Source organism: Mesorhizobium sp. M1348 (assembly GCF_040317925.1).
GTDB lineage: Bacteria > Pseudomonadota > Alphaproteobacteria > Rhizobiales > Rhizobiaceae > Mesorhizobium.
Genome location: NZ_JAMYLH010000015.1, coordinates 19,528 through 46,525, shown reverse-complemented (window position 1 = coordinate 46,525; position 26,998 = coordinate 19,528). Strand labels below are relative to the sequence as shown.

Here is a 26,998-nt window from a genome sequence, read left to right as displayed (position 1 = left end):
TTTTATCTGATCCGGTCGAGAATGGAAACGTAGTTGGCGACCGCGGCGCCGCCCATGTTGAAGATGCCGCCGAGCTTTGCTCCCGGCACCTGGATGCCGCCCGCCTCGCCGACGAGCTGCATGGCGCTCAGCACATGCATCGATACACCGGTGGCGCCGATCGGATGGCCCTTGGCCTTCAGCCCGCCCGACGGATTGACCGGCAGCCTTCCATCTTTCGCCGTCTCGCCATCCAAGGCCAGCTTGGCGCCCTCGCCCGGCTTTGCCAGGCCCATCGCCTCATACTCGATCAGTTCGGCGATGGTGAAACAGTCGTGCGTCTCGACGAAGGACAGGTCGCCGAGCGTCACGCCCGCCTTCTTCAACGCCTGGTTCCAGGCCTGCTCGCAGCCTTCGAAGGCGAGGATGTCGCGCTTCGACATCGGCAGGAAATCCTGCACATGCTCATTGGCGCGGAAAGCGACCGCGCGGCGCATCTTCAGCGCCGTGGCCGTATCGGCAAGGACAAGTGCGGCGGCGCCGTCCGACACCAGCGAGCAGTCTGTGCGCTTCAGCGGACCGGCGACGAAGGGGTTTTTTTCGCTTTCCTGCCGGCAGAACTCGTAGCCGAAATCCTTGCGCATCTGCGCGTAGGGATTGTCGACGCCGTTCTTGTGGTTCTTGGCGGCGATCGTCGCCAGCGCATCCGACTGGTCGCCGTAGCGCTGGAAATAGGCTTGGGCGATCTTGCCGAAGACGCCGGCGAAGCCTGCCGGCGTGTCACCGTCCTCCGGCAGATATGAGGCCTTGAGCAGGTTCTTGCCGATCTCGGGACCGGGCGTCGTCGTCATCTGCTCGGCGCCGACCACCAGCACGATACGGGCGGCATTGGCGTCGATGGCGCGGATGCCTTGCCTGACCGCCGCCGAGCCGGTGGCGCAGGCGTTCTCGACGCGGGTCGCCGGCTTGAAGCGCAGCCGGTCGTCGGCCTGGAGGACCAGGCTCGCGGTGAAATCCTGGGCGGAAAACCCGGCGTTGAAGTGGCCGAGCACGATCTCGTCGACGTCATCTGGACCGATGCCGGCATGGTCGAGCGCCTCGACTGCCACCTTGGTGATCAGGCCCTCCAGCGTCTCGCCTTCGAGCTTGCCGAAGCGCGAATGCGCCCAACCGACGATGCATGCTGTCATGGCGATCTCCATCCTGTGGACCTGGGCTACGCGATACTGCGGCGCGCCTCAGCATTGTTCAAGCATGAACCGTTCCGCCCGGCGTCGTGAAGGGGCCAGAACCGCACAATCGCTTGATCTTGATATCTGGTCATAGTGCCTGGCTTTTGCCAGCAAATCAGGCTGGATTTTTGTTGATTGATGCGTCAATAAAAAATAATCTTGCCATGACAAGACCGGAGCAAGAATGCCGAAACTCGGAATGGAGCCGTTGCGCCGCAGGGCGCTCATCGACGCAACGATCTCGGCGATCGGCGAGCGCGGTTCGCTTGATGTGACGATGTCGGAAATCGCCGGGCGCGCCGGCGTGTCCTCGGCGCTTGCCCACCATTATTTCGGCGCCAAGGACGAATTGCTGTTGGCGACGATGCGGCACATCCTGAGCGAGCTCACCGCCGATACACGCCGTGCACTTCGCGCGGCCGGCACGGCGCGCCAGCGCGTCTCGGCAGTGGTCGCGGTCAATTTCTCCGACATCCAGTTCCAGCCCGAAACGATCGCCGCCTGGCTCGCCTTCTACGTCGAGGCGCAGAAATCGGCAGCACTTCGCCGGCTGCTCAAGGTCTATGCGCGGCGGCTGCATTCCAATCTGCTCAGCGGGCTGGCCGGCATCCTGCCCAGAAGCGAGGCGGACCGGGTCGCCGAAGCGACGGCGGCGCTGATCGACGGGCTCTATATCAGGCGCGCGCTGAAGGACGGCGTCCCCGATGCCGCGACCGCGATTGCACTGGTCGAGGACTATCTCGAAACGAAGCTCAGCGGACGGCAGAAGCAGTGACATCCAAGCGACCCAACATCCTGATCGTGATGGTCGATCAGCTCAACGGAACGCTGTTTCCGGATGGGCTGGCGGACTTCCTGCACGCGCCGCATCTGAAGGCGCTGGCCACACGTTCGGCGCGTTTTTGCAACAATTACACCGCCTCGCCGCTCTGCGCGCCGGGCCGCGCCGCATTCATGAGCGGCCAGTTGCCGTCACGCACCGGGGTCTACGACAACGCCGCCGAATTCGCGTCTTCGATCCCGACATTTGCCCATCATCTGCGCGCTGCCGGCTATCACACCTGCCTCTCCGGCAAGATGCATTTCGTCGGCCCGGACCAATTGCACGGTTTCGAGGAGCGGCTGACCACCGACATCTATCCGGCCGATTTCGGCTGGACGCCGGACTATCGCAAGCCCGGCGAGCGGATCGACTGGTGGTATCACAATCTCGGCTCGGTGAGCGGCGCCGGTACTGCCGAGATCACGAACCAGCTGGAATATGACGACGAGGTCGCCTTCCATGCGGTGCAGAAGCTTTACGATTTTGCCCGCGTCTCGGACGATGCCGCACATCGGCCCTGGTGCTTGACGGTTTCCTTCACCCATCCGCACGATCCTTACGTCGCACGCCGGCGCTACTGGGACCTCTACGAGGATTGCCCGGCGCTCGAGCCTGAGGTCGGCTTCATTCCTTACGACAGGCAGGACCCGCATTCGCAGCGGCTCTACCGCGCCAGCGACTATGATAGGTTCGACATCACCACTGAGCAGATACGCCGCGCGCGGCGCGGCTATTTCGCCAATGTCTCCTATCTCGACGACAAGCTCGGCGAGCTGCTGTCGGTGCTCGAGCGCACGCGCATGCTCGACGACACGATCATCCTGTTCTGCTCGGACCATGGCGACATGCTCGGCGAGCGCGGGCTGTGGTTCAAGATGTGCTTTTTCGAGGGTTCGGCGCGGGTGCCGCTGATGATCGCCGGCAAGAGCATACACGCCGGGCTGATCGAGACGCCGGTTTCCAATCTCGACGTGACGCCGACGCTTTGCGATCTCGCCGGCATCGACATCAGCGCGATTGCGCCGTGGACCGACGGCCAGTCGCTGCTGCCGCTGCTAAACGGAAAGAAACGCTCCGCGCCGGTGCTGATGGAATATGCGGCCGAAGGCTCCAATGCGCCGATGGTGGCGATGCGCGGGGGCCGCTACAAATTCATCCATTGCGAGATCGACCCGCCGCAACTGTTTGATCTTGAATCGGATCCGCGGGAATTGACCAACCTCGCCGCCGATCCGGCCAATGCGGCTTTGGTGGCCGCTTTCACCGACAAGGTGCGGGAGCGCTGGGACATGGCGGCGTTCGATGCCGCGGTGCGTGCCAGCCAGGCACGCCGCTGGGTGGTCTACCCGGCGCTGCGCAACGGCACCCATTATCCCTGGGAGTTCCAGCCGCTGCAGAAGGCGTCGGAACGCTACATGCGCAATCACATGAACCTCGACCTGCTCGAAGAGCAGAAGCGCTTTCCCCGAGGCGAATGATGGCAGACAGTCTCGTCCCCTCTGTCGACCATCTCAGGCAGGCCTATGCCGTCACCTCCAAGGCGACGCAGATCACGCCGCTGCTGGAATCGGCGGCACTCGCCCGCGAGACCGGCGCCGAACGCGTCTTCGTCAAGGCCGAGTCGCTGCAATGGGCCGGATCGTTCAAGGTGCGCGGCGCCTATTGGCGGCTGAAGCGGCTGTCGCCCGACGAAGCCAAAATGGGCGTCGTCGCCTATTCCTCCGGCAATTTCGCGCAAGGGCTGGCGGCGGCAGGCCAAGCGCTTGGCATTCCCGTCACCATCGTCATGCCGATCGACGCGCCTGCCGCCAAACGCGATGCCACGTCGGGCTACGGCGCCCGTGTCGTGCTGACCGACCATGGCGAGCGCGCGCGTGAGGAAGTCGCTGCCGCGAAGGCGCGCGAGATCGCCGCGAGCGAAGGCCTGGCGCTGCTGCACCCGTTCGACGATCCGGAGATCGTCGCCGGCCAGGCCGGTGCCGGGCTGGAGGCACTCGACCAGCTCGCCGCCAAGCAAGCCGAGGCCAATCTCTTGTTCTGCTCGGTCGGCGGCGGCGGCCTGATCGGCGGTGTTTCGCTGGCCTTCCACTACCTGTCGCCAGCCACGAAGATCATCGGCGTGGAGCCGGAAGGTTTTGACGGCATGGGCTCGTCGTTGGCGCATGGCGCCATCGAAACCATGCCGATCGGGCCGAAATCGATCTGCGACGGGCTGATGTCGCGGCGGCCCGGCGACGCGCCGTTCGCAGCGGTGAAGGCCGCCGGCGTTCGCGGCGTCACCGTCGACGATGCTTCGGTGCGGCGCGCCATGCGCATCGCCTTCGAGCGGATGAAGCTGGTGCTCGAACCATCCGGCGCTGCTTCGCTGGCGGCGTTGCTCGGCGGCAAGGTCGACGTGACCGGCAAGACCGTTCTCGTAATGGCAACCGGCGGCAACGTCTCGCTGGCCGATTTCATTGCCCATATGAACCATGGACGCGCATGAACTATGCTTGAAGCGGATTTCGTCATTATCGGCTCCGGCTCGGCCGGTTCGGCCATGGCCTACCGGCTGTCGGAGGACGGCAAGCATTCGGTGATCGTCATCGAATATGGCGGCAGCGATATCGGGCCGCTAATCCAGATGCCGTCGGCGCTGTCGATCCCGCTCAATATGAGCCTCTACGACTGGGGCTTTGTCAGCGAGCCGGAGCCGCACCTCGGCGGCCGCGTGCTGGCGACGCCGCGCGGCAAGGTGATCGGCGGCTCGTCGTCGATCAACGGCATGGTCTATGTGCGCGGCCATGCCCGCGACTTCGACCACTGGGCCGAACAGGGCGCGGCCGGCTGGGGCTTTGCCGACGTGCTCCCCTATTTCAAGCGCATGGAGGACAGCGCAGGCGGCGAGGATGGCTGGCGCGGCCATGGCGGCCCGCTTACTGTGCAGCGCGGCTCGAGAACGAACCCACTCTATGGCGCCTTCGTCGAGGCAGGCCGTCAGGCCGGCTTCGAGCTGACCGACGACTATAACGGCGCGAAGCAGGAAGGCTTTGGGCCGATGGAGCAGACCATCCGCGGCGGCCGTCGCTGGTCGGCCGCGAGCGCCTATCTGAGGCCGGCGCTGAGGCGGAAAAATGTCAGCCTGGTCAAGGGTTTCGCCCGGCGGGTAATCATCGAGAATCAACGCGCCACCGGCGTCGAGATCGAAGTGCGCAAACGGATTCAGGCGGTCAGAGCGCGGCGCGAGGTGATCGTTGCCGCGTCCTCGATCAACTCGCCCAAGATCCTGATGCTGTCCGGCATCGGCCCCGGCCAGCACCTTAGGGAGAACGGCATTCCGGTGATCGCTGACCGGCCTGGAGTCGGTCGCAATCTGCAGGACCATATGGAACTCTACATCCAGCAGGAATCGACAAAGCCGATCACGCTGAACTCCGTCTTGAACCCGTTCTCGAAGGCGCTGATCGGGGCACAATGGCTGTTCTTCAAATCCGGCCTCGGTGCCACCAATCATTTCGAGGCGGCCGCCTTCGTGCGCTCGGGCGCCGGCGTCGACTATCCCGATATCCAGTATCACTTCATCCCGGCCGCGGTCCGCTATGACGGCAAGGCGGCGGCCAAGGCGCATGGTTTCCAGGCGCATGTCGGGCCGATGCGGTCGAAGTCGCGCGGTTCGGTCACGCTGCGCTCGCCCGATCCCAAGTCGAAGCCGGTGATCCGCTTCAACTACATGTCGCATCCGGATGACTGGACGGAGTTCCGCCACTGCATCCGGCTGACCCGCGAGATCTTCGGGCAAGCGGCCTTCGATCCCTACCGCGGCAAGGAACTGTCGCCGGGCTCGCATGTGCAATCGGATGAGGAGCTCGACGCCTTCATTCGCGACCACGCCGAAAGCGCCTACCACCCTTGCGGCACCTGCAAGATGGGCCGTGCCGATGATGCGATGAGCGTCGTCGATCCGGAATGCCGCGTCATTGGCGTCGAAGGGCTGCGGGTCGCCGATTCCTCGATCTTTCCACGCGTCACCAACGGCAATCTCAACGCGCCGTCGATCATGACCGGCGAGAAGGCCGCCGACCACATTCTCGGGCGTACGCCGCTGCCACCGTCCAACCAGGAACCATGGATCAATCCGCGCTGGCAGGCGTCGGACAGATAGGCCATGATCCGGCGGACGCATATTCCGATGCCGCGAAAAGACGATTTGGAGAACAGTCATGCGCGCCCAGCCAACGGCATCGCATTATGTCAACGGCCGCTATATCGACGACGAGCGCGGCGCGCCGCTGCAGGTAATCTATCCTGCAACCGGCGAGACCATCGCCATGCTGCGCTCGGCGACGCCGAACGTGCTGGAGCTCGCGATCGAGGCGGCGCGTGTGGCACAACCGGCCTGGGCGCGGCTGAAGCCGGTCGAACGCGGCCGCATCCTGCGCCGCGCCGCCGACATCTTGCGCGCGCGCAATGCCGATCTGGCGCGCATCGAGACGCTGGATACCGGTAAGCCTATCCAGGAGACGCTGGTTGCGGACGCCCCGTCGGCGGCCGACTGCCTGGAATATTTCGGCGGCGCGGTCGCCGCCTTTAATGGCGAGGCCGTCGATCTCGGCGGACCCTTTGCCTATACCAGGCGCGAGGCGCTCGGCGTCTGCGTCGGCATCGGCGCCTGGAATTACCCGATCCAGATCGCCGGCTGGAAATCCGCACCGGCGCTCGCCATGGGCAATGCGATGGTGTTCAAGCCGTCGGAAAACACGCCGCTTTCAGCACTGGCGCTCGCCGAAATCTATACCGAGGCCGGCCTGCCCGACGGCCTGTTCAACGTCGTGCAAGGTTTTGGCGATGTCGGCGCCGGCCTTGTCGGCCATGAGGTCGTCGCCAAGGTCTCGGTGACCGGCTCCGTGCCGACCGGCCGCAAGGTGCTGTCGCTCGCCGGCTCGAAGATGAAGCACGCGACGATGGAGCTCGGCGGCAAGTCGCCGCTGATCGTCTTCGAAGACGCCAACCTCGAAAACGCCATCGGCGGCGCGATGCTCGGCAATTTCTATTCGACCGGCCAGATCTGCTCCAATGGCACGCGGGTGTTCGTGCAGAGCAGCATCCATGACCGTTTCGTCGAGAGGCTGACCGAGCGGACCAAGAAAATCCGCATCGGCGATCCGCTCGATCCGGACACGCAGATGGGGCCGCTGGTCTCCAAGGCGCAGCATGACAAGGTGGTCTCTTACATCGAAGCGGGCAAACAGGATGGCGCGGTGCTCGCCTGCGGCGGCAACGTGCCGGCGTTGCAGGGCTTCCAGGGCGGCTTCTTCGTCGAGCCGACGGTGTTCACCGGTGTCGCAGACACGATGCGCATCGCCCGCGAGGAGATTTTCGGGCCAGTCATGAGCGTGCTGAAATTCGACAGCGAGGACGAGGTAGTCGAGCGCGCCAACGACACCGAATTCGGCCTCGCCGCCGGCGTGTTCACGCGCGACCTGCAGCGCGCCCACCGCGTCATCGCCGAATTGCAGGCCGGTACCTGCTGGATCAACGCTTACAATCTGACGCCGGTCGAAATCCCCTTTGGCGGCTTCAAGCAGTCCGGCATCGGCCGCGAGAATTCGCTCGCGGCACTGGCACTCTATTCGCAGCTGAAGTCGGTCTATGTCGAGACGGGGGACGTCGCCAGCCCATACTGATCCTTGCGGGCGGTGCCGTCCAGATACTGCGTCAGCGCGCAGACGAGATGATAGAAGATGCTGGCCGGCACCTCGCTTGCCAGCGAGCGGCCACGCTCGTCGATGCGGTCGATCCACAGGCCGAGCGGTGCCGGATTGATGTGCCAGCGGAACAGCCGGCCGACACGCGCCTCGATTTCCGGCTTCAGGTCGGGACCGCCCGAACCATCCAGCGCGATCGCCGCCTTGATCGCTTCGGCCTGCGGCCAACTGCGCGAGACGCGGTCGAGCGGCAGCCCTTGCCGCGAGACCGCGCCGTAGGCGAGGCCTGTGGCGCGGTTGAGGCCATTGGCAATTGCCGACGCGTAAAGCTTCCGGGCAAGGCCGGTCAAGCCGCTCTGGCCGCTGCGCCCGGCGAAGTCGACCAGCAGCGAGGCCCATTCGAAATGATGGCCGGGTTCGGTCCACGTGCCCTTCTCGCCAGGGGCCGGCCGCCATTCATTGTCGAAATACTCACCCAGCGTCCAGCTTTCCGGGTCGAAGAAATGGCTGCGAAACAGATCGACGATGCGCGCGGCGCGGCGAAGATAGGCGCGCTCGCCCGTCGCCTGATGCCAGGCCAGGAATGCCTCGAGCAGATGCATGTGCGGGTTGGAGCGGCGCTCGCCCTCGCCGCTCGAGGTCTCGCGGAAGCCGGTCAGGCGTTCGTCCTCGAGATGCGCGTCGATGAACGCAAAGGTCTCCTCGCCAAGCCGCAACGCATCGGGATTGCCGCACATATGGGCATGCGCCAGCGCCAGGAGCACGCAGGAATGGTCATAGGCATCCTCGGCGGCGTCGGCGACAGTGCCGTCGATGTTGAGCGTGCGTACCCAGCCGCCATTGTCGGTGCGGCCGTGCCTGGCCATGAATTCGAGGCCGTGGCTGATCAGCCGATCGGCCGGGCCGTTCCAGCCGCGCGCCTTGGCGACCGCGAAGGCGTAAATCTGCCTGGCCTGAGTGCGCATGCGTTTTGGTTTCATCAGCGGGGCGGCATCGAAACCGAGCGCCTCGTGGAACCCGCCATGGCGCTCGTCGACGCCGACCGTCGACCATAACGGCACCGTCTCCTCGAACAGCCAATGGTGAACGCGGCGCTGCCAGGCGCCGCTTTCGATGACTCGATCGTCGGCGGGCGTGAACCTGGTCTCCAGGCGACCGCTCTTTTCGAGCTGCTCGACGATCTTCTTGACGTTCTGGCTGTGGCTGACCGGAGCGACGAAAGTGGCGTCGGCGGTCGACACGATGGCGACGTCCTTCAGGCCTATGGCCGACAGCAGGCGGCCGTCGCTGCGGATATAGGAGTTCTCGCAATCGATGGCGACGACGTCGCCGACGATGACATTGCCCTGGGTGTCGGAGGGGCCGACGTCGAGCAGCGATTGCCAGGAGCCGAGATCGTTCCAGCGAAAGCCGGCCGGCACCATGGCGATGCCGCTGGCGCGCTCCATGATCGCATAGTCGATCGATGTCGATGGGATGGCGGCATAGAGCTCCAGAGGCATGTAGAGGCCGGAAAGGTCCGATGTCGCAGCTTGGTAGGCAGCCTCTGTGGCGCTCCAGATGTCTGGCTGGAAAGCCATGAACGCGTCGCGCATGGCACTGGCGCGAAACAGGAAGATGCCGGTGTTCCAGTAGAAATTGCCGGCCTCGAGATAGCTCTGCGCGGTGGCGAGATCGGGTTTTTCGACGAAACGCGAGACATCGCAGATACCATCGCGCTCGCCGGCCACCTCGATGTAGCCATACCCGGTCTCGGGTTGGGCGGGCTTGATGCCGAACACCACCAGCCTGCCTTCGCGCGCCGCCGCCGTGCCGGCCTCGACGCTCCGCCAGAATTGCTGCGCGGTCGCAATCTCATGGTCGGACGGCACCACCAGCACCAGGCTGTCGCCGAATTCCGACAAGGTGCGCAGGCTTGCCAAAGCGACGGCCGCGGCAGTGTTGCGCCCGGTCGGCTCGAATAGCGGGCCGCCGCCGGAAAGCTCGTGACCAGCAATGTCGGCATGAACGCGGTCGGCATGCCTTTCCGACGCAATCAGGAAAACCGGCGTTTCGCCCTCCGGCCGCGCGGTCAGCCGCCGCAGCGTCTTGGCCAGCATCGAGCCGTCGCCGGAGAAATCATGGAACTGCTTGGGATTGTCCTCGCGCGACAGCGGCCACAGCCGCGAGCCGACGCCGCCGCTCATCACAAAACTGACGATCCGTTCGGTCATGAAAACAAGCCCCGCGTTCAAAAGGTCTGATTGTAGGCGCCGACTTCCGGGCTGCGGCGCAGCACCGCGTCGACGGCTTCGAACATCTGCCGCCGCCGCTCGGACGATACCGGGCTTTCGACCACCACCACAAGCTCCGGCTTGTTCGATGATGCCCGCACCAGCCCCCAGGTACTATCCTCCGCCACGACCCTGACGCCGTTGACGGTGATCAGTTCGGCTATCTTCTGGCCGGCGAAGACCGCGCCCTCGTCCTTCATCTTGCGAAAGTCGCCTACGACGCGCTCGACGACGCCGTATTTGAGCTCGTCGGCGCAGTGTGGCGACATGGTCGGCGTGCCGAAGGTTAGCGGCAGATCGCGATAGAGGTCGGCCATGCTGCTTTGCGGGCTGCGATCCAGCATCTGGCATATGGTGATGGCCGTTACCAGGCCATCGTCATAGCCGCGGCCGATCGGCGGATTGAAGAAGAAATGGCCCGATTTTTCGAAACCGGCGGCGGCGCCGAGTTCGGCGACGCGCCGTTTGATATAGGAGTGACCGGTTTTCCAATAGTCGGTGACCGCGCCATTTTCCCGCAACACCTTGTCAGTCATGAACAATCCGGTCGACTTGACGTCGACGACGAAAGTCGAGCCTGGGTAGAGGTGCGAGATGTCGCGCGCCAGCATGACGCCGACCTTGTCGGCGAAGATCTCGTTGCCTTCATTGTCGACCACGCCGCAGCGATCGCCGTCGCCGTCGAAACCGAGCCCGACATCGGCGCCCGTTTCCAGCACCTTGTCGCGAATGGCGTGCAGCATCTGCATGTCTTCGGGGTTGGGATTGTAATTGGGAAACGTATGATCGAGCTCGACGTCGAGCGGGATCACCTCGCAGCCGATCCTTTCCAGTGCCTCGGGAGCGAAAGCCCCGGCGGTGCCGTTGCCGCAGGCGGCCACCACCTTGAGCTTCCTCGAGATACGCTTTCCCGCTGTCAGATCGTCAAGGTAGGTTTTGCGGAAATCCGCAACGAAGTCATAGGAGCCACCACCGACAAGGTCGAAATCGCCTGAGAGCACTATCGCCTTCAACGCGCTCATCTCCTCCGGACCAAAAGTCAGCGGGCGCGCCGCGCCCATCTTGACGCCGGTCCAGCCATTCTCGTTGTGCGAGGCAGTGACCATGGCGACGGAGGGCGTGTCGAGCGCGAACTGGGCGAAATAAGCCATCGGCGACAGGGCAAGCCCGACATCCTTGACCCGTGCGCCGGCCGCCATCAGCCCGGAAACCAATGCCAGCTTGATGGCAAGCGAATAAGAGCGGAAATCGTGACCGGTGACGATGTCGGGTCCGGCACCCAGGCGGCGGATCAGCGTGCCGAGCCCCATGCCGAGCGCCTGGACGCCGATCAGATTGAGTTCCGGCGGCTCGTTCGAGCCGGGATGGCCGAACCACCAGCGCGCATCATATTCGCGAAACCCGGACGGCTTGATCAGCGCCGAGGTTTCAAACTTAAAAGTGTTTGGTCTGACATCGCTAACGATCTTCATCGACAAGGCTGCAAACTCCAGGCGGCTGAATCAGGTGCTTCGAGGCAAGTGGACGATTACCCAGAAGCCCCTTTAAGCCGTGTTTGTGCGACAGGAAACTGAAACCTGTATGACGTGGCGGCTAAAGCGAAAGAAATGCGACCGAAGCGCTGCCATTGGCGCTTGCAGTAACCAAACGCGGCGGCTATAAGCCCGCGGTCTGGTCACGGAGTGTAGCGCAGCCTGGTAGCGCACATCGTTCGGGACGATGGGGTCGCAGGTTCAAATCCTGCCACTCCGACCAGAAAAAACAGCGGCTTAGCTGTTCTTGTTCCCGAAACGACCACCATCCGCCGCAGTTCTGACCAATCGCGCTATGCGCTCAGGCGAAATCGCGTCACGTCGATGGCCGCGGCCATCAGCGTCTGTGTGTAGGTGGCCTGCGGGTTGCTGAAGATCGCCTCGGCCGGTCCCTCCTCGACGATCTTGCCCTGCTTCATGACGATAATGTAGTCGGCCATGGCGCGCACGACGGCGAGATCGTGGCTGATGAACAGATAGGACAGCTCGTGGTCGGCTTGCAGCTTGCGCAGCAATTCGACGATCTGCTTCTGCACCGAGCGGTCCAGCGCCGAGGTCGGCTCGTCCAGCACCACCACTTTCGGCTTGAGGATCATGGCGCGCGCAATGGCGATGCGCTGCCGCTGGCCGCCGGAGAATTCATGCGGATAGCGGTTGCGCGTATTGGGGTCGAGCCCGACTTCGAGCAAGGCGTCGACGGCGCGGAGATCGCGCTGCCTGCCCGACAGATTGGGCTCGTGGACCAGGAGCCCCTCGGTGATGATCTGGCCGACGGTCATGCGTGGCGATAGCGAGCCGAATGGATCCTGGAAAACCAGCTGCAATTCGCGCCGCAGCGGCCGCATCGCCTGCCGGTCGGCGTGGGAAATGTCGCGGTCGCCAAGCCGGATGATGCCGTCGCTGGGCAGGAGCCGCAGCAAGGCGCGGCCGAGCGTCGATTTTCCCGAGCCGGATTCGCCGACGATGCCGATGGTCTGGTTACGCCTCAGCTGGATCGAAATGCGATCGACAGCGCGCAATATCAGCGGTTCTCCGCCAAGAAATCCGCCGCCGATCTTGAAGGTCACCTCGACGTTCCTGCCTTCAAGCAGGACAGGGGCATTCGGAGGCGGCGGCGCCTTGGTGCCGGTCGGTTCGGCGGCGAGCAGCATCTTGGTATAGGCGTGCTGCGGGTTGGCGAAGATCGCTTCCGCCTCGCCCTCCTCGACGACCTCGCCATAGCGCATCACATAGACCCGATCGGCAAAGCGCCTGACGATGCCGAGATCGTGAGTGATGAAGACGATCGCCATGCCGAGCTTACGCTGCAGTTCGGCGAGCAGCATGAGGATCTGCGCCTGGATGGTCACGTCGAGCGCGGTCGTCGGCTCGTCAGCGATCAGTATGTCGGGGTCGTTGGCCAGCGCCATGGCGATCATGACGCGCTGGCGCTGACCGCCCGACAACTCGTGCGGATAGGAGTTCATCCGCCGCTCCGGATCGGGAATATGGACCAGCCGCAGCAACTTGAGCGCCTCCTCGCGTGCTTCGGCGGCGCCAAGTCCACGATGCTTGCGGATCGGTTCAATCAACTGGTTGCCGATCGAATAGAGCGGGTCGAGCGAAGTCATCGGCTCCTGGAAGATCATGCTGATCTTGCGGCCGCGGATCTTGTTGAGCTCGGGCTTGCTCAAGGTCAAAAGATTGCGGCCGCGATAATCGACGGTGCCGGTGGCTTCGCCGTTCGAGGCGAGCAGGCTCATCGCCGCCATCATCGTCTGGCTCTTGCCGGAACCGGATTCGCCGACGACGGCGACGGTTTCGCCTGATTTGACGTGGATGTTGATGCCCTTCACCGCCTCCACCACACCGTCGAGGGTGCGGAAGCGGACGCGAAGGTCCTTGACGCTGAGGATGGTTTCGGAAGCAGCCATCTCAACGATCCTTCGGGTCGAGCGCGTCGCGCAGCCCATCGCCGACGAAATTCAGCGCGAACAGCGTGGAGACGAGAAAGAAGGCCGGGAACAAAAGCAGCCAGTTGGCCGAGCCGATGTTCTGGGCGCCGACCGAGATCAGCACGCCCCAGCTGGTCATCGGCTCCTGGACGCCGAGCCCGAGGAACGACAAAAAACTCTCCAGGATGATGACCTGCGGCACCAGCAGCGTCATGTAGATCACCACCGGCCCGAGCAAATTGGGGATCACATGGCGCAGCAGAATGCCGCGCTGCCTGACGCCCATCGCCTCCGCCGCCTGGACATATTCTTGCCGGCGGATCGACAGCGCCTGTCCGCGCACGATGCGCGCCATGTCGAGCCACAGTACGGCGCCGACGGCCAGGAACATCAGCACGAAATTCCTGCCGAAAAACACCACCAGCATAATGACGAAGAAGATGAACGGCAAAGAATAGAGCACGTCGACGATACGCATCATCACCTCGTCGACCCTGCCGCCGGCGAGGCCGGCGGTGGCGCCGTAGAGCACGCCGATGACCACGGCCACAATGCCGGCAAGCAGGCCGATGGCCAGCGATATGCGCCCGGCCATCAGCGTTCGGGACAGGAGATCGCGGCCGGTATTGTCGGTGCCGAACAGGAAATATTGCTGCTTGATCGAGGCACTCATCACCATTTCGAGACCATCCGGCGATTTGCTCTCGATCTTTGTGTCATCAAAGGTATCGGAACGATCAAGGTAGCGAATGTTGCGGTCGTCGATCTGCTTGGACGATCTGACGGTAACGAACACACGGCTGCCCTCCTGCCGCCACTCCTTGATGTCGACGCGCATACGCCTGATCGCCTCATCGAGAGCGCCTTCGATCATGTCGGCCTTCGGATAGGCGGAGAAGCTCGGCGGCGTCCGGACATAGTCGGCATAGATGGTTGTGTATTGGTGCGGCACGAAATAGGGCCCAAACACGCTGATGACGGCGATGAAGGCAAGATAATAGAGGCTGAACATGGCCGCGCGATTGGCCTTGAGGCGCGCCCAGGCGTCACCCCACAGGGATCGGCCGACGACCGGTGCGGCAACTGCGATATCAGTCATAGCGCACCCTCGGATCGACGACCCCATAGAGGACGTCGACGATCAGGTTGAAGACAATGGTGAAGAGCGCGATGACCACCACCGTCCCCATCACCAGAGTGTAGTCGCGGTTTAGCGCGGCAACGACAAAATGGCGGCCGATGCCCGGGATAGAAAAGATGGTCTCGACGATGATCGAGCCTGTGAGAAGGGCTGCGGCTGCCGGACCGGTGAAGGAGACGATCGGCAGGATGGCGCCGCGCAGCGCATGCTTGACGACGACTGACCAGTCGGACAGGCCGAGCGCGCGCGCGGTGCGGATGTGATGCGAGTGCAGCGATTCGATCATCGAGCCGCGCATCAGGCGGGCGACGATGGCGATCTGCGGCAGAGCGAGCGTCAGCACCGGGCCGACCTTGTTGATGAGGGCTCCATCGCCCCAGCCACCGATCGGCAGCAGCTTCCAGGTCAATCCGAATACAAGCTGGATTACCGGGGCGATGACGAAGGTCGGTATGGTACTGCCGGCGGTCGCCAGCGCGATCACCGAATAGTCGGCAAGCTTGTTCTGGTTGAGCGCGGCAACAGTGCCGAGCACGCTGCCGAGGAGCAGCGCCAGAACGAGCGCCGAAGCGCCGAGTTGGATCGAGATCGGCAGGCCTTCCCTGAACAGCTCGCCGACGGTGAAATCCGGCATGTTGTAGCTGGGGCCGAAATTGCCGCGCAGAAGATTGCCTAGATAATGGAGGTACTGCAGCCAGAGCGGGTCGTTGAGGCCGAACTGGGCTTCGAGATTAGCTCTGATCTCGGGGCTCAGGCCCCGCTCCTGGTTGAACGGTCCGCCCGGTGCGACGCGTATCAGGAAGAACGCTATGGTCACGATGACGAATAGCGTCGGGATGGCGGTCAGCAGCCGCCGAAATACGTAACGCAGCATCGATGCCCCGCTTGATCCAGAGCAGCGCGCGTCCAGCTGGACGATTGCGCTCTAGCCTTCAAATCTTCGCACCGACATTGTCGAAAATCGAATCCGGTTCCCGGGCCGATGCGATGGCAAACCAGCGCCGCCGGGCATTGAGGTGCGCGGCGGCCTGGCTAAGGGTCAGTCCTTGCTGATGAAGCGGGACGGATGGATGTCCATCACATTGTCGTCGAAGCCATGCAGCTTTGAGGAAACGATGTCGTGATAGCTATAGTAGAGGATCGGAATGTTGCCGACCTCATCGACGAGGATGCGCTCGGCCTTGGCGAGTTCCTTCATACGCTCTTCGGGCTTGCCGCCGGCGGCGGCGGCCTTGTCCATGGCCTCTTCGTATTTCGGGCTGTTGTAGATGGAATAGTTGTTGCCACTGGCCTTGCGGGAGATGCCAAGGAAGGTTTCCGGATCCTTGTAATCCGCAATCCAGGCGGCACGCGCGACGTCATAGTCGCCCTTCTGCTCGAGGAACGAGTAGTGGGTCTTGGTATCGGTGTTGAGCAGGCTGACCTCGACGCCAAGCGGCTTCAGCTGTTCCTGGATGGCGACAGCGGTGTTCTTGTGGTTTTCCGAGGTGTTGTAGCGGATTTCCATCTTCAACGGATGCTCGGGCGTATAGCCGAGCTTTTCCAGGATTTTCTTGGCTTCATCCTCGCGGTCGATCTGCGACATGTCGGCGTATTTGGCCAGTGCCGGCGTGTAGCCCTCGATGCCCGGAGGCACCATAGAATAGCCGGGCAGCATCGAATTCTGCCAGACTTTTTCGGCGAGGAAGTCGCGATCGATCGCCATCGAGATGGCGTTGCGCAGTTCGACATTGTCCCACGGCGCCTTGTCGGTCTTGATCGCATAATAGTAGGTGCCGAGATATGGCCCGACACGGACCTGGTCGCCGAATTTGGCCCTGAGGTCGGCGAGCTGTTCGGTCGGCAGGTCACCGTAACTGTCGAGTTCGCCGGCCTCGAAGCGCTTCATCGCCGACGAGCGATCCTCGGTCGGGATGTAGTTGACCACGTCGAACTTGACGCTCGCGGCGTCCCAGAATTTCGGATTCTTGACCAGCTTCAGATGGTCGTTGGGAATCCACTCCGCCGCTGTAAAGGCCCCGTTGGAGACCAGCTTGCCTGCCTTGATCCAGTCGGCGCCAAGCTTTTCGATAGACGCCTTATTAACCGGATAGGTCGCCTGATGGGTCAGCATCTCCAGGAAGTAAGGCGTTGGCGCCTTGAGCGTGACTTCGAGGGTATTTGCGTCAATCGCCTTGACGCCCATTTCCTCCGGCTTGCCCTTCTTGGTGTTGACTTCCTCGGCACCCTTCACTGGATAGAGCATGGAAGCGTATTCGGCAGCGGTGGCCGGATCTTCCAGCCGACGGAACGAATAAACGAAGTCGTCCGGCGTCACCGGGCTGCCATCCGACCAGAGGCCGTCCTTGCGCAACTTGAAGGTGTAGACAGTGCCGTCGTCGGACACCGTCCAGCTTTCGGCGGCGCCCGGAATGAGATTCGTCTTCTGGTCATGCATGACGAGGCCCTGGAACAGGTCGCGTATGATATCGGCTTCGTAGACCGTCGAGGTCTTGTGCGGATCGAGCGTCTCCGCTTCGGCGGCGGCTCCGCGGTTGTAGACGGTTTCGGCGAAAGCCGGCGTGTAGAACGTACCGGCGGCCAAGACCATGGTCGTGGCGAGTACCGTCGCCTTCAGCACATGTTTCAGCATGGAGTTCTCCCTAATGACGTCGCCCTTCAGCCACGTCTCTAAGTGTTGACGCCCCGAAACCGATTGATTGGTTCCTTTCGAGCGCGCAGCCGGTTCCCTTTCCGGCAGCTGGTGGCCAAACAGTAACGTGGAGATTTTTTATTTCAACAGACTCTCGGGGTCACCCAAAGTAAGGGGGCCGGGGCAGTCGCTTTGCGAGCGGCCAATCAATGATCGAAACCATGAGTTTGGCTGGGTTTCCTGGCCAGAACGCCGATCTGGGAAATAATCTGGCCGATCATTTCAGTTTACCGGAATGTATTAATTGGTTCTTAGGCAACCAAGGGTTACAAATTTCGATGGGTTCGGCAGATCGACCTTATGGTCCAACGGGCAAGGGCAATGAACAAGATAGACAGTAATACTGTCGCATTAAAGCGTAAAATATCGCGCCAAATAAGGACAAATCTACGCAAAATTGGAGATGAGTCGGGAACTTCCGCGGTCGAATTCGCCCTGCTTTCACCGGTCTTTATCCTGCTCATACTCGGAATGGTTGCATATGGTATCTATTTTGGTGCAAGCAACTCCTTGCAGCAGATCGCCGCCGATGCCGCCCGCACTGCAATTGCCGGATTGAATCAAACCGAGCGCCAGGCGCTGGTGGCCGGTTTCGTCAAAAACAATGCCAGTGGATACCCGTTCGTCGATTCCGGCAAGCTGACCTATCAGGCGACGGACAGCACGGCCGACGGAAATCAGTTCGTCGTGTCGATCCAGTACGATGCCAGCAACCTGCCGATCTGGAACCTGTTACCAAGCGTTGCAATGCCCCAAACCACGATCTCACGCAGGTCTACCATAAGGATTGGAGGCATTTGAAATGTCGCAGTTCTTGCTGAGGGGCATCGGCCGGATCGCTGGCTCGATGGTTGGCGACGAGAAGGCGAACTTTGCCGTCATGACGGCGCTGATAGCGCCATTCGCGCTGGGGCTGGCGGCCTTCGCTGTCGACGAAGGTTCGATCTACACGGAGCGCAGGGAAGCCCAGGCGATGACCGATCTGGCGGCGATCACCGCGGCGTCGAACATCAACAATATGGAAGCCGCGGCGGTAACCACGCTCAGTGACAACCGAATGCCCGGCATCATTGTTCAAAAGCCAGGTGAGACAATCGTTCCCACGGTTGGGAAAACCGTCGTGTCCGTCACCGGCGGCCGATACTCAGCGGCGTCCTCCGTCGAAGTCGACAAGCGCTTCGAAGCCGGTAAAACGCCTTACAACGCCGTTCGCGTCACTCTCCAAAAAATCCCCGCCCGGTATTTCGCCAGTTCGCTCATCCCTACCCCGGTTGTCGGCACCGAAGCCATTGCCAGCGTGACCCCGCAAGCGATGTTCTCGGTCGGGTCCAGGTTGCTCAGCGTCAATGGCGGCATCCTCAACGCGCTTCTCAGCAAGCTGCTGGGCGCCAACATCTCGCTCAGCGTCATGGACTACAACGCGCTGATCTCGGCCGATGTCAACGTGCTTTCGTTCGTCGATGCCCTTGCCGTACAGTTGCAACTAACAGGTGTCAGCTATTCCGACGTGCTGGCGTCAAAAGCGACGGTAGGCCAGATCGCGACCGCCATGGCCAATGCGTCCGGGTCGGGCAGCGCCAGCAAACTTGTGCTGCAGACGATCGCATCCAGGGCCACCAACGCGGTCAAGATACCCCTCAGTCATCTTATCGATCTTGGCTCGATCGGTAGGCTCGGCCTCGGACAAAAGTCTCCCGGCTTTTCCGTCGACGCAAGCGCGATGGGCATGCTGGGTGCCGCCGCCTCGCTGGCCAATGGCTCAAACCAGGTCCAGGTCGATCTCGGCGCCACTATTCCGGGACTTACCTCCACCACGCTCGCCATCGCTATCGGTGAACCGATGCAATATTCACCCTGGCTGGCCGTCGGGGAAAAAGGCACCGTGGTGCGCACCGCGCAGACGCGCATCAAGCTGGTCACCACAGTCGGCATCGGCAATTCCAGTCTCGGCGGCGGCATCAGTCTGCTGTCCGTCAACCTGCCTCTGCATGTCGAAGTCGCCTATGCGGAAGCCAAGCTAACCGACATCAGCTGCCCGACGGGCCGGCCGGATAGCATCAAGGTCTCGATCGCCGCGCAGCCCGGTGTGGCCTCGCTGCACCTTGCCGCCAGCGACGCCGACAACAACCCATCGGCCTTCGCCGATTTCAGCAATCCGCAATCGTTCTCCGATGCCACGATTGCACAGGTAAGCGTGAAGCTTCTGCTGCTCACCCTCAATCTGCTCGATGTGAAGGGTTCTTCATCACTTGCCATCACCAACAACGATCCGACCACATTGACCTTCGACAGCACCGATATCGCCAACAAGACGATAAAAACTGTCGCCACAAAAAACCTGACGCAATCACTCACGACATCGCTGGTCAGCGGCCTCTCGCTCTCGGTCAATGCACTGGGCCTCGGGCTGGACGTGACGGCCCTGCTCGGAACGGTTAAGCCGGCGGTGGTAACGGTTCTGAACGGCGTGACGGCGCCGGTCGACGCACTGGTCTATAACGTGCTTGCGGCGCTTGGTGTGCATGTCGGCGAGGCCGATGTCCGGGTTGTCGGCGCGACTTGCGGGCGCTCTGTGCTTGTTCAATGAGATGATGAAATAGAGATCAGCCGATCCGGCCGAGGAAGCAGCCTAGCGGCGACAGCGACAGAGTTCTTTCCTGCAAGACCCCGTCAGCACCGCCAAGATCTATCGGTTCTATCGCATCCAGATCTGGCGGCAATTGCCAGTCGGCCAACTCGTCGGCGAAATTGAAGACGCAGAGCAGCTTTTCGTCACCGCCTTCTCGAACGAAAGCAAGGACGTCGCCTTCGGCATCGAGGAACCGGATCGAGCCTCGAACCAGCGCCGGATGCTGCTTGCGCAAGGCCAGCATCGCCCGGTAGCTCGCCAGGACGGAGGTTTGCTCGCCGTACTGGACGTCGACCGCCCGGGCGCGATGGCTTGCCGGGATTGGAAGCCACGGCTTGCCGGTCGAAAAGCCGGCATTGTCGACGCTAGCCTCCCAGACCATCGGCGTTCGGCACCCATCCCGCCCCTTGATTGCCGGCCAGAAGCGGACGCCGAAAGGATCGCGCAAATCCTCGAAGGCCAGTTCGGCCTCCTCCAGCCCGAGCTCCTCGCCCTGGTAGAGGCAGATTGATCCGCGCAGGCAGGAAAGCAGCACAATCGAGAATTTCGCCAGCTTGTCCGGCGCGCCGCCCTGCCTTGCCCAGCGGCTGACATGGCGCACGACATCGTGGTTGGAAAATGCCCAGCAAACCCAGCCGTCGAACACCGTACTCTCGAAGGCCTCGACACAGCCACGCACATGCGCCGCCGAGAATTGCGGGCCGAGCAGGTCGAAGGTGTAGGACATTTGGAGCTTGTCGCCACCGCCGGTATAGGCGGCGAGTGTCTGCAACGAACGGGTTTCGTCGCCAATCTCGCCGACCGCGGCGCGGCCTTCATATTCGTCAAGCAAGGCCCGGAAGCGCCTGAGGAAAGCCAGGTTTTCCGGCTGGCTCTTGTCGAACAGATGCTCCTGGTAAAGATAGGTGCTGGTTGCCGTATTGACGCCGGCGACGCTTTCCGCCAAAGGCGGGTTGCTGCGCAGCCAGCGGTCGTGGACATAGTAGTTGACCGTGTCCAGCCGAAACCCGTCGACGCCGCGCTCGAGCCAGAACCGCACCGTTTCCAGCAAGGCGTCCTGCACCTGCGGATTGTGGAAATTAAGGTCCGGCTGCGAGGCGAGGAAATTGTGGAGGTAATATTGCCTGCGCGTTGCGTCCCATTCCCAGGCCGGGCCGCCGAAAAGCGACAGCCAGTTGTTAGGGGCGGTGCCGTCGGGCTTCGCATCGGCCCAGACGTACCAGTCGGCCTTGGGGTTGTCGCGGCTCGTGCGGCTTTCGACGAACCATTCGTGCCGATCCGACGAATGCGACAAGACCTGGTCGATGATCACCTTCAGGCCGAGTCGATGCGCCTCTGCAATCAGCGCGTCGAAATCCTCTGATGTGCCGAACATCGGATCGACGGCGCAGTAATCCGAAACGTCGTAGCCCACGTCGGCCATTGGCGACTTGAAGAAAGGCGACAGCCAAACTGCGTCGACACCAAGCGATGCGACATGGGCCAGCCTCGAGGTGATGCCGTTGAGATCGCCGCTGCCGTCGCCTGTCGTGTCCTGGAAGGAACGCGGGTAGATCTGGTAGATGACGCAGCCGCGCCACCATTCGGCATTGTCAGCCATCATGGCTCTCCTCTGCGCCCGCCTGCGCGGTCCTGCGTTCGATCATGAATATGACCGTTCGCCCAGGCACCGGCCGTGAGATATCGCCACTATCCGTTTCGATGGCTGGGCGCCAATGAAAACCCGCCCGTTCCGGCAGCGTGAACATGCAGGCCCGGCGGTCGCCATTGATGATCACTGCAAGACGACTGTCCCGATCGCTAGCGAGAACCATGACCAGCCGGTGCCGCGTGGCATCGTGCCAGGCTGCCTCGTCGAGCGTCACGCCGGTTTCAGTCAGCCAAGCAACGTCTGGCATTTCCGAGCCGGCCGCTGGCTCGCCGGTGAGAAAGCTTGCGTCCAAAAGCGCCGGCACGGCACGACGCATCTTGGCGAGCAGAACGGTGTACTGCTCAAGCGCCTGGTCGCGCCCGGCCCAGTCGAGCCAGGTGATGTCATTGTCCTGCGCGTAGGCGTTGTTGTTGCCGCGTTGCGTGCGGCCGAACTCGTCGCCGGCCGTCAGCATGATCGTGCCGCGCGAGGCAAAGAGCGTCGCCAGCAGCGCGCGCTGGTCATCGAAACGGGCCGTAACGATTGCGCGGTCGTCGGCCTTGCCCTCGACGCCATTGTTCCAGGACAGGTTGTCGTCGTGACCATCGCGGTTCTGTTCGCCATTGGCCTCGTTGTGCTTGTGCTCATAGGCAACGATATCGGCCAGCGTCATGCCGTCATGCGCAGCGATGAAATTGACGCTGCGGCTCGTTGTCTGGCCTGCTTTGGAAAAGACGTCGGACGAACCGGCAAGCCGCGTCGCCAGCGCGCCGATCATGCCGCCGTCGCCGCGCCAGAAGCGGCGGATATCGTCACGGCATCTGTCGTTCCATTCGAGGAAGGGCGGCGGAAAATTGCCGAGCTGATAGCCATCCGGTCCGATGTCCCAGGGCTCGGCGACCAGCACCCGGTCGCCAAGAACAGGGTCGTTGCGAATGGCGTTCAGCAGCGGCGCATCAGCGTCGAAAACGCCGTCGACGCGGCCGAGGATCAGCGCCAGATCAAAGCGGAATCCGTCGACACCGGCGTGCTGGGCAAAGTGACGAAGTGCGTCGAGGACCATTTCCCGGACGACGGGATGATCGCAGGCGAGCGTATTGCCGGTTCCGGTGTCATTGACCAGAGCGCCGTCGGCCTCGTGCCCGTAGTAGGCGCGGTTGTCGAGCCCGCGCAGCGACAATGTCGGGCCGAGCCGGTCGCTTTCGCCGGTGTGGTTGAACACCAGGTCGAGGATGGCGCCGATGCCGGCCTCACGCAGCGCGGCAACCGTGGCGCGCAACTCGGCCAGACCGCCGGGCGCCAGTCGCGGATCGAGCGCCATGAAGGTCACGGGATTATAACCCCAGGCGTTGCGCAGACCGAGCGGCGGTAAATGCCGTTCGTCGATCGATGCAGTCACCGGCATCAACTCAATGGCTGCGACGCCGAGTTTTTGCAGATGCTCGACAACAAGGGGATGAGCGAGCGCTGCAATGGTGCCGCGTTGCTTCTCGGGAATGTCCGGATGCAGCTTTGTGAAGGCGCGTACCGGCACTTCGTAGATGAGGCCGCCGGACCGAAACAGAGGCGGCAAGGCAGGCAAGGGTTCCGGCAAGGCGCCAGCAATGGCCTTCGGCATCAGCGACGCCGTGTCGGCCGCCTCGCCCCGGCGCGCGGCCAGCCGGCCGTCATAGGCATAGGGCCTGTCGATCTCGACGGCATAGGGATCGGCCAGCAGCTTGTCGGGATCGAACCAGAGACCGTGTTCCGGCGCGTAGTCGCCGTCGGCGCGGAACCCGTATCGGGTGCCGGCGGCGAGACCGGCAACAAAAAGCGTATGCACGCCGTCGCCCTCGGGCTGGAGTTCAAGCCGGTCGATCTCGCGGTTGCCGCGCTCGTCGAAGATCGAGACCCAGATGCGCCGAGCCGACGAGGACCATGCGGCGAAGCGGATACCTTCCTTGGTGATGGTTGCGCCGAGCTGGCTCACGCGGACCAACCTTGTTGTTGAGCAGCGCAAAGGTTCGGGATTGGCCGAGCAGGCCTCTCCAACTTCGTCATCCCTGGGCGAAGCAGGAGCGAAGCTTCGTCGCGAAGACCCTTGGATCCATGCCGTGGCCTCGGCCGAAGTGCACGGCCGAACAGAATTCTGCACCGTGGCATCGCTCTGGAGTCATGGCATGGATCCTGGGGTCTGCGCCGCGTCGCTTCGCTCCTTGCTTCGCCCCAGGATGAGGAAACGACAGGTGTTGTGGTCGATCTCCAAGGCATTCGATCCGCCAGCGCAAGCACATCCGACCTGTCAAATATCTGCGTCGCGAAAGCAGCACCCCGATCGGCAATACGGTCCAACCCTCCTGATAAGCGCGAGGACAAAGTTGGATGCCAAGCTCACGTAATCACGCTCGGCTTGGCGCGACCGGTATGGCTGCGAATCCCGGCAATGTCGTCGGCGGCCGCAATCAGGTCGGCAAGCGCCTCCTGGGTGTCGAGATCGTGGCGGCTGTTGTCCGGCTCGTAGCGCTCCACATAAAGACGTAGCGTCGCGCCCGAGGTGCCGGTGCCTGACAGGCGGAAGACGACGCGTGAGCCGCCTTCGAACAACACCCTGATGCCCTGGTTCTTGCTGACCGAGCCGTCAACCGGATCGTGATAGGCGAAATCATCGGCGCTGGCGATCGTCATGCCGCGCACGCTGGTGCCAGGCAGCGAGCCAAGCTTGGCGCGCAGCTCGTCGACAAGCGCGTTGGCGCGATCGGTCTCGACCTCCTCGTAGTCGTGGCGCGAATAGTAGTTACGGCCATAGGCCGCCCAATGCTGGGTGACGATCTGCTTGGCGCTTTCGCCGCGCACGGCAAGGATGTTGAGCCACAAAAGCACGGCCCACAGGCCGTCCTTTTCGCGGACATGGTTGGAGCCGGTCCCGGCACTCTCCTCGCCGCAGATCGTTGCCATGCCGGCATCGAGCAAATTGCCGAAAAACTTCCAGCCGGTTGGCGTCTCGTAGATGCCGATGCCGAGCTTTTCGGCGACGCGGTCGGCAGCACCGCTGGTCGGCATCGAACGGGCGATGCCTTTCAGCCCGGCCTTGTAGCCCGGAGCCAGATGGGCATTGGCAGCGAGCATCGCCACCGAATCCGACGGGGTGATGAAAATGCCCTTGCCGATGATCAGGTTGCGGTCGCCGTCGCCGTCGGAGGCAGCGCCAAAGTCTGGCGCATCCGGCCCCATCATCTCGTCGTAGAGGTGTTTTGCATGCACCAGATTGGGATCGGGATGGTGGCCGCCGAAATCCGGCAGCGGGATAAAATTGCGGGCGGTGCCGTTCGGCGCACCGAGCCGGTTTTCGAGGATCTCCTTGGCGTAGGGGCCGGTCACCGCATGCATGGCATCGAAGCGCATGCGGAAGCCCGATTTGAACAGCGCCCGCAAGGCATCGAAATCGAACAGGCTTTCCATCAGTTCGGCATAGTCGGTGACCGGATCGATGATTTCGACGGTCATGTCAGCCGCCTTGACCGTGCCGATCGTGTCGATGTCGACCGGCCCGATATCGGCGATCTTGAAGCTCGAAATCGCCTTGGTTTTTTCGAAGATCGCGTCGGTCAGCTTTTCCGGCGCCGGGCCGCCATTGCTGGCATTGTACTTGATGCCGAAATCCTCATGCGGGCCACCCGGATTGTGGCTGGCCGACAGGATGATGCCGCCGAAGGTCTTGTATTTGCGGATAACATGCGAAGCGGCCGGCGTCGACAGGATGCCGCCCTGCCCGACCATCACCTTGCCGAAGCCGTTTGCCGCGGCCATGGCGATGGCCTTCTGGATGACCTCGCGGTTATAGAAGCGGCCGTCGCCGCCGATCACCAGGGTTTTTCCCTCGAATCCGTCCAGCGCGTCGAAGATCGACTGGATGAAGTTCTCGGCATAGTGCTCCTGCTGGAACACCGGGACCTTTTTACGCAGCCCGGAGGTGCCGGGCTTCTGGTCGGGATAGGGTTTGGTGGCGATAGTGCGGATCATCAGTCAGGCAGCCCTTTTCGAAAGCAGCAAGCGATAAAGTTGGACATATTTTTCGGCGCTTTTGTCCCACGACACGTCGGCCTTCATGCCTTGCCGCTGCATCGACGCCCACACAGCGGGATTGGCATGCGCCTCGACAAGGCGGCGGACGGCGTGCAGCAAGGCGCCGGCATTGGCGGGCGCGAATTGGAAGCCGGTCGCCACGCCGGCCGAGATGGCGGCTTCGTTGGCATCGATGACCGTGTCGGCAAGGCCGCCGGTGCGGGCGACGACCGGCACACAGCCATAGCGCAGGCCGTAAAGCTGCGTCAGCCCGCACGGTTCGAAGCGCGACGGGATAATGATGGCGTCGCAGCCGCCCTGCATGGTGTGGGAGAGCCCCTCGTCATAGCCGACGACGACGCCAATGCGTCCGCGATGGCGGGCTGCGGCGGCAAGCAACGCGCCTTCCAGCCCAGCGTCGCCAGACCCAAGGATTGCCAGCCGTGCACCTGCCGCGACGATGCCGTCGACGGCAGCCGCCAATATGTCCATGCCCTTTTGCCAGGTCAGCCGGCTGACGACGCAGACGATCGGGCTGTCATCGCGATCGAGGCTGAAGCGATCCTCGACCGCGGCCTTGTTGAGCATTCGCGCCTTGAGCGTCTTTGCCGTGTAGTTGGAGACCAGATGCGTGTCGGTTTCCGGGTTCCAGATCTCGGTATCGATGCCGTTGACGATGCCATGGAGATCGACGGAGCGCATATTGATCAGGCCGTCGAGGCCCATGCCGAATTCGGGCAAGCGGATTTCCTGCGCATAGGTCGGGCTGACCGTGGTGATCGCCCACGCAGCCTGCAGGCCGGCCTTGAGGAAGCCGACGCCGCCATAATATTCGACGCCGTCGAGCGCCATCGCCGCCGCCGGCAGGCCAAGCTCGCCAAAGATGCCGGCGCCGAACTGACCCTGGAATGCGAGGTTGTGGACGGTGATCATCGACGGCGTGCCGATCGCCTTGCCGTAGCGCATATAGGCGAGCGTCATTGCCGACTGCCAGTCATGGGCATGGACGATATCGGGCAGGTAGCCCGAGATGGCGCCGCCGGCGATGTCGCCGCCGACCTGGCTCAAGGCCGCGAACCGTCGCCAATTGTCCGGCCAGTCGGCGCCGGTCGCATTGCCATATGGACCGCCGGGACGGTCGAAAAGATGCGGCGCTTCAAGCACGAACAGGTCGAGCCCGGCAATATGGACGGCATGCACCGAAGCCTTGCCGCCCTGCAGCAATGGATATTGCTGAACCGCCTTCTTTTTCCTGAAGGCGCCCATCACCTGGGGATAGCCGGGGACGAGCGTGCGCATGGTGACGCCGTTGCCGGCCAATGCCACGGGTAAGGCGCCGGTTACGTCGGCGAGCCCGCCGGTCTTGACCAGCGGAAAGATCTCGGGCGCCACCGACAGAACCTGCATG

At 62.8% G+C, this 26,998-nt stretch carries 19 protein-coding genes and 1 tRNA gene; 9 read left to right on the top strand and 11 right to left on the bottom strand.

From position 1 onward, the window contains the following. Positions 1-2 precede the first annotated feature (2 nt). Positions 3-1,169 carry an acetyl-CoA acetyltransferase gene (locus NKH13_RS22650; protein ID WP_352914476.1) on the bottom strand — a complete coding sequence of 389 codons (1,167 nt, stop codon included), beginning with the start codon at positions 1,167-1,169 and terminating at the stop codon, positions 3-5. A 226-nt stretch (positions 1,170-1,395) separates the two neighbouring features. Here NKH13_RS22650 and betI point away from each other — a divergent pair, with 226 nt between their 5' ends. From betI to betB, 5 genes are read left to right on the top strand one after another with little or no spacing between them, the layout of a single operon-like run. Continuing rightward, a complete protein-coding gene (gene betI / locus NKH13_RS22645; protein WP_352449081.1) occupies positions 1,396-1,986 on the top strand; it encodes a choline-binding transcriptional repressor BetI in 591 nt (196 codons plus the stop codon). Continuing rightward, entirely contained in the window at positions 1,983-3,512 is a 1,530-nt protein-coding gene (betC, locus tag NKH13_RS22640) for a choline-sulfatase (protein WP_352914473.1), read from the top strand. Before betI ends, betC begins: the two co-directional genes overlap by 4 nt. Continuing rightward, positions 3,512-4,519, top strand: coding sequence for a threonine/serine dehydratase family protein (locus NKH13_RS22635; RefSeq protein ID WP_502908358.1), 1,008 nt, complete (start codon positions 3,512-3,514; stop codon positions 4,517-4,519). Before betC ends, NKH13_RS22635 begins: the two co-directional genes overlap by 1 nt. Before the next feature lie 3 nt (positions 4,520-4,522). Beyond that, positions 4,523-6,175 carry a choline dehydrogenase gene (betA, locus tag NKH13_RS22630; RefSeq protein WP_352914467.1) on the top strand — a complete coding sequence of 551 codons (1,653 nt, stop codon included), beginning with the start codon at positions 4,523-4,525 and terminating at the stop codon, positions 6,173-6,175. A gap of 58 nt (positions 6,176-6,233) precedes the next feature. Next, positions 6,234-7,697 carry a betaine-aldehyde dehydrogenase gene (betB, locus tag NKH13_RS22625; protein ID WP_352914465.1) on the top strand — a complete coding sequence of 488 codons (1,464 nt, stop codon included), beginning with the start codon at positions 6,234-6,236 and terminating at the stop codon, positions 7,695-7,697. Here the strand turns inward: betB and NKH13_RS22620 are convergent. Then, positions 7,661-9,931, bottom strand: a complete 2,271-nt coding sequence (locus tag NKH13_RS22620) for an AGE family epimerase/isomerase (protein WP_352721228.1) — start codon at positions 9,929-9,931, stop codon at positions 7,661-7,663. The two genes, betB and NKH13_RS22620, sit on opposite strands and share 37 nt — an antisense overlap. 17 nt (positions 9,932-9,948) lie before the next feature. Continuing rightward, positions 9,949-11,463 (bottom strand): phosphomannomutase/phosphoglucomutase, encoded by a 1,515-nt coding sequence (locus NKH13_RS22615; RefSeq protein ID WP_502914303.1) that lies wholly within the window; start codon positions 11,461-11,463, stop codon positions 9,949-9,951. A gap of 206 nt (positions 11,464-11,669) precedes the next feature. Between NKH13_RS22615 and NKH13_RS22610 the strand changes: the two genes are divergently transcribed. Next, positions 11,670-11,746: transfer RNA gene (locus NKH13_RS22610), tRNA-Pro, on the top strand. 70 nt (positions 11,747-11,816) lie between these two features. Here NKH13_RS22610 and NKH13_RS22605 read toward each other — a convergent pair. From NKH13_RS22605 to NKH13_RS22590, 4 genes are all read right to left on the bottom strand, one after another. Then, on the bottom strand, positions 11,817-13,436 hold the full coding sequence (locus NKH13_RS22605) for an ABC transporter ATP-binding protein (RefSeq protein WP_352914459.1): 1,620 nt from the start codon (positions 13,434-13,436) through the stop codon (positions 11,817-11,819). 1 nt (position 13,437) lies between these two features. Then, complete coding sequence (locus NKH13_RS22600; RefSeq protein WP_352914456.1) at positions 13,438-14,556, bottom strand: ABC transporter permease; 1,119 nt, start codon at positions 14,554-14,556, stop codon at positions 13,438-13,440. Then, entirely contained in the window at positions 14,549-15,472 is a 924-nt protein-coding gene (locus NKH13_RS22595; RefSeq protein ID WP_292653620.1) for an ABC transporter permease subunit, read from the bottom strand. Before NKH13_RS22595 ends, NKH13_RS22600 begins: the two co-directional genes overlap by 8 nt. Positions 15,473-15,637: 165 nt before the next feature. After that, positions 15,638-17,230 carry a peptide ABC transporter substrate-binding protein gene (locus NKH13_RS22590; RefSeq protein ID WP_352914453.1) on the bottom strand — a complete coding sequence of 531 codons (1,593 nt, stop codon included), beginning with the start codon at positions 17,228-17,230 and terminating at the stop codon, positions 15,638-15,640. A gap of 209 nt (positions 17,231-17,439) precedes the next feature. Here NKH13_RS22590 and NKH13_RS22585 point away from each other — a divergent pair, with 209 nt between their 5' ends. The 3 genes from NKH13_RS22585 to NKH13_RS22575 are packed head-to-tail and all read left to right on the top strand — an operon-like array spanning position 17,440 to position 19,877. After that, complete coding sequence (locus tag NKH13_RS22585; protein ID WP_352914451.1) at positions 17,440-17,631, top strand: hypothetical protein; 192 nt, start codon at positions 17,440-17,442, stop codon at positions 17,629-17,631. Then, positions 17,612-18,091 (top strand): TadE/TadG family type IV pilus assembly protein, encoded by a 480-nt coding sequence (locus tag NKH13_RS22580; protein ID WP_352721220.1) that lies wholly within the window; start codon positions 17,612-17,614, stop codon positions 18,089-18,091. The genes NKH13_RS22585 and NKH13_RS22580 overlap by 20 nt, the downstream gene beginning before the upstream one ends. 1 nt (position 18,092) lies before the next feature. Next, positions 18,093-19,877, top strand: coding sequence for a pilus assembly protein TadG-related protein (locus NKH13_RS22575; protein ID WP_352914449.1), 1,785 nt, complete (start codon positions 18,093-18,095; stop codon positions 19,875-19,877). A gap of 16 nt (positions 19,878-19,893) precedes the next feature. Here the strand turns inward: NKH13_RS22575 and bglA are convergent, their stop codons facing one another. The 4 genes from bglA to glgA form a co-directional block, all read right to left on the bottom strand. Beyond that, entirely contained in the window at positions 19,894-21,522 is a 1,629-nt protein-coding gene (gene bglA, locus NKH13_RS22570) for a beta-galactosidase BglA (protein WP_352914446.1), read from the bottom strand. Further along, positions 21,512-23,518, bottom strand: a complete 2,007-nt coding sequence (gene glgX, locus NKH13_RS22565; RefSeq protein ID WP_352914443.1) for a glycogen debranching protein GlgX — start codon at positions 23,516-23,518, stop codon at positions 21,512-21,514. The genes bglA and glgX overlap by 11 nt, the downstream gene beginning before the upstream one ends. Before the next feature lie 401 nt (positions 23,519-23,919). Further along, positions 23,920-25,548 (bottom strand): alpha-D-glucose phosphate-specific phosphoglucomutase, encoded by a 1,629-nt coding sequence (locus NKH13_RS22560; protein WP_352914440.1) that lies wholly within the window; start codon positions 25,546-25,548, stop codon positions 23,920-23,922. 3 nt (positions 25,549-25,551) lie between these two features. After that, positions 25,552-26,997: a glycogen synthase GlgA gene (gene glgA, locus NKH13_RS22555; RefSeq protein ID WP_352914438.1), complete on the bottom strand. Its 1,446-nt coding sequence runs from the start codon at positions 26,995-26,997 to the stop codon at positions 25,552-25,554. Between the last annotated feature and the right edge of the window lies 1 nt (position 26,998).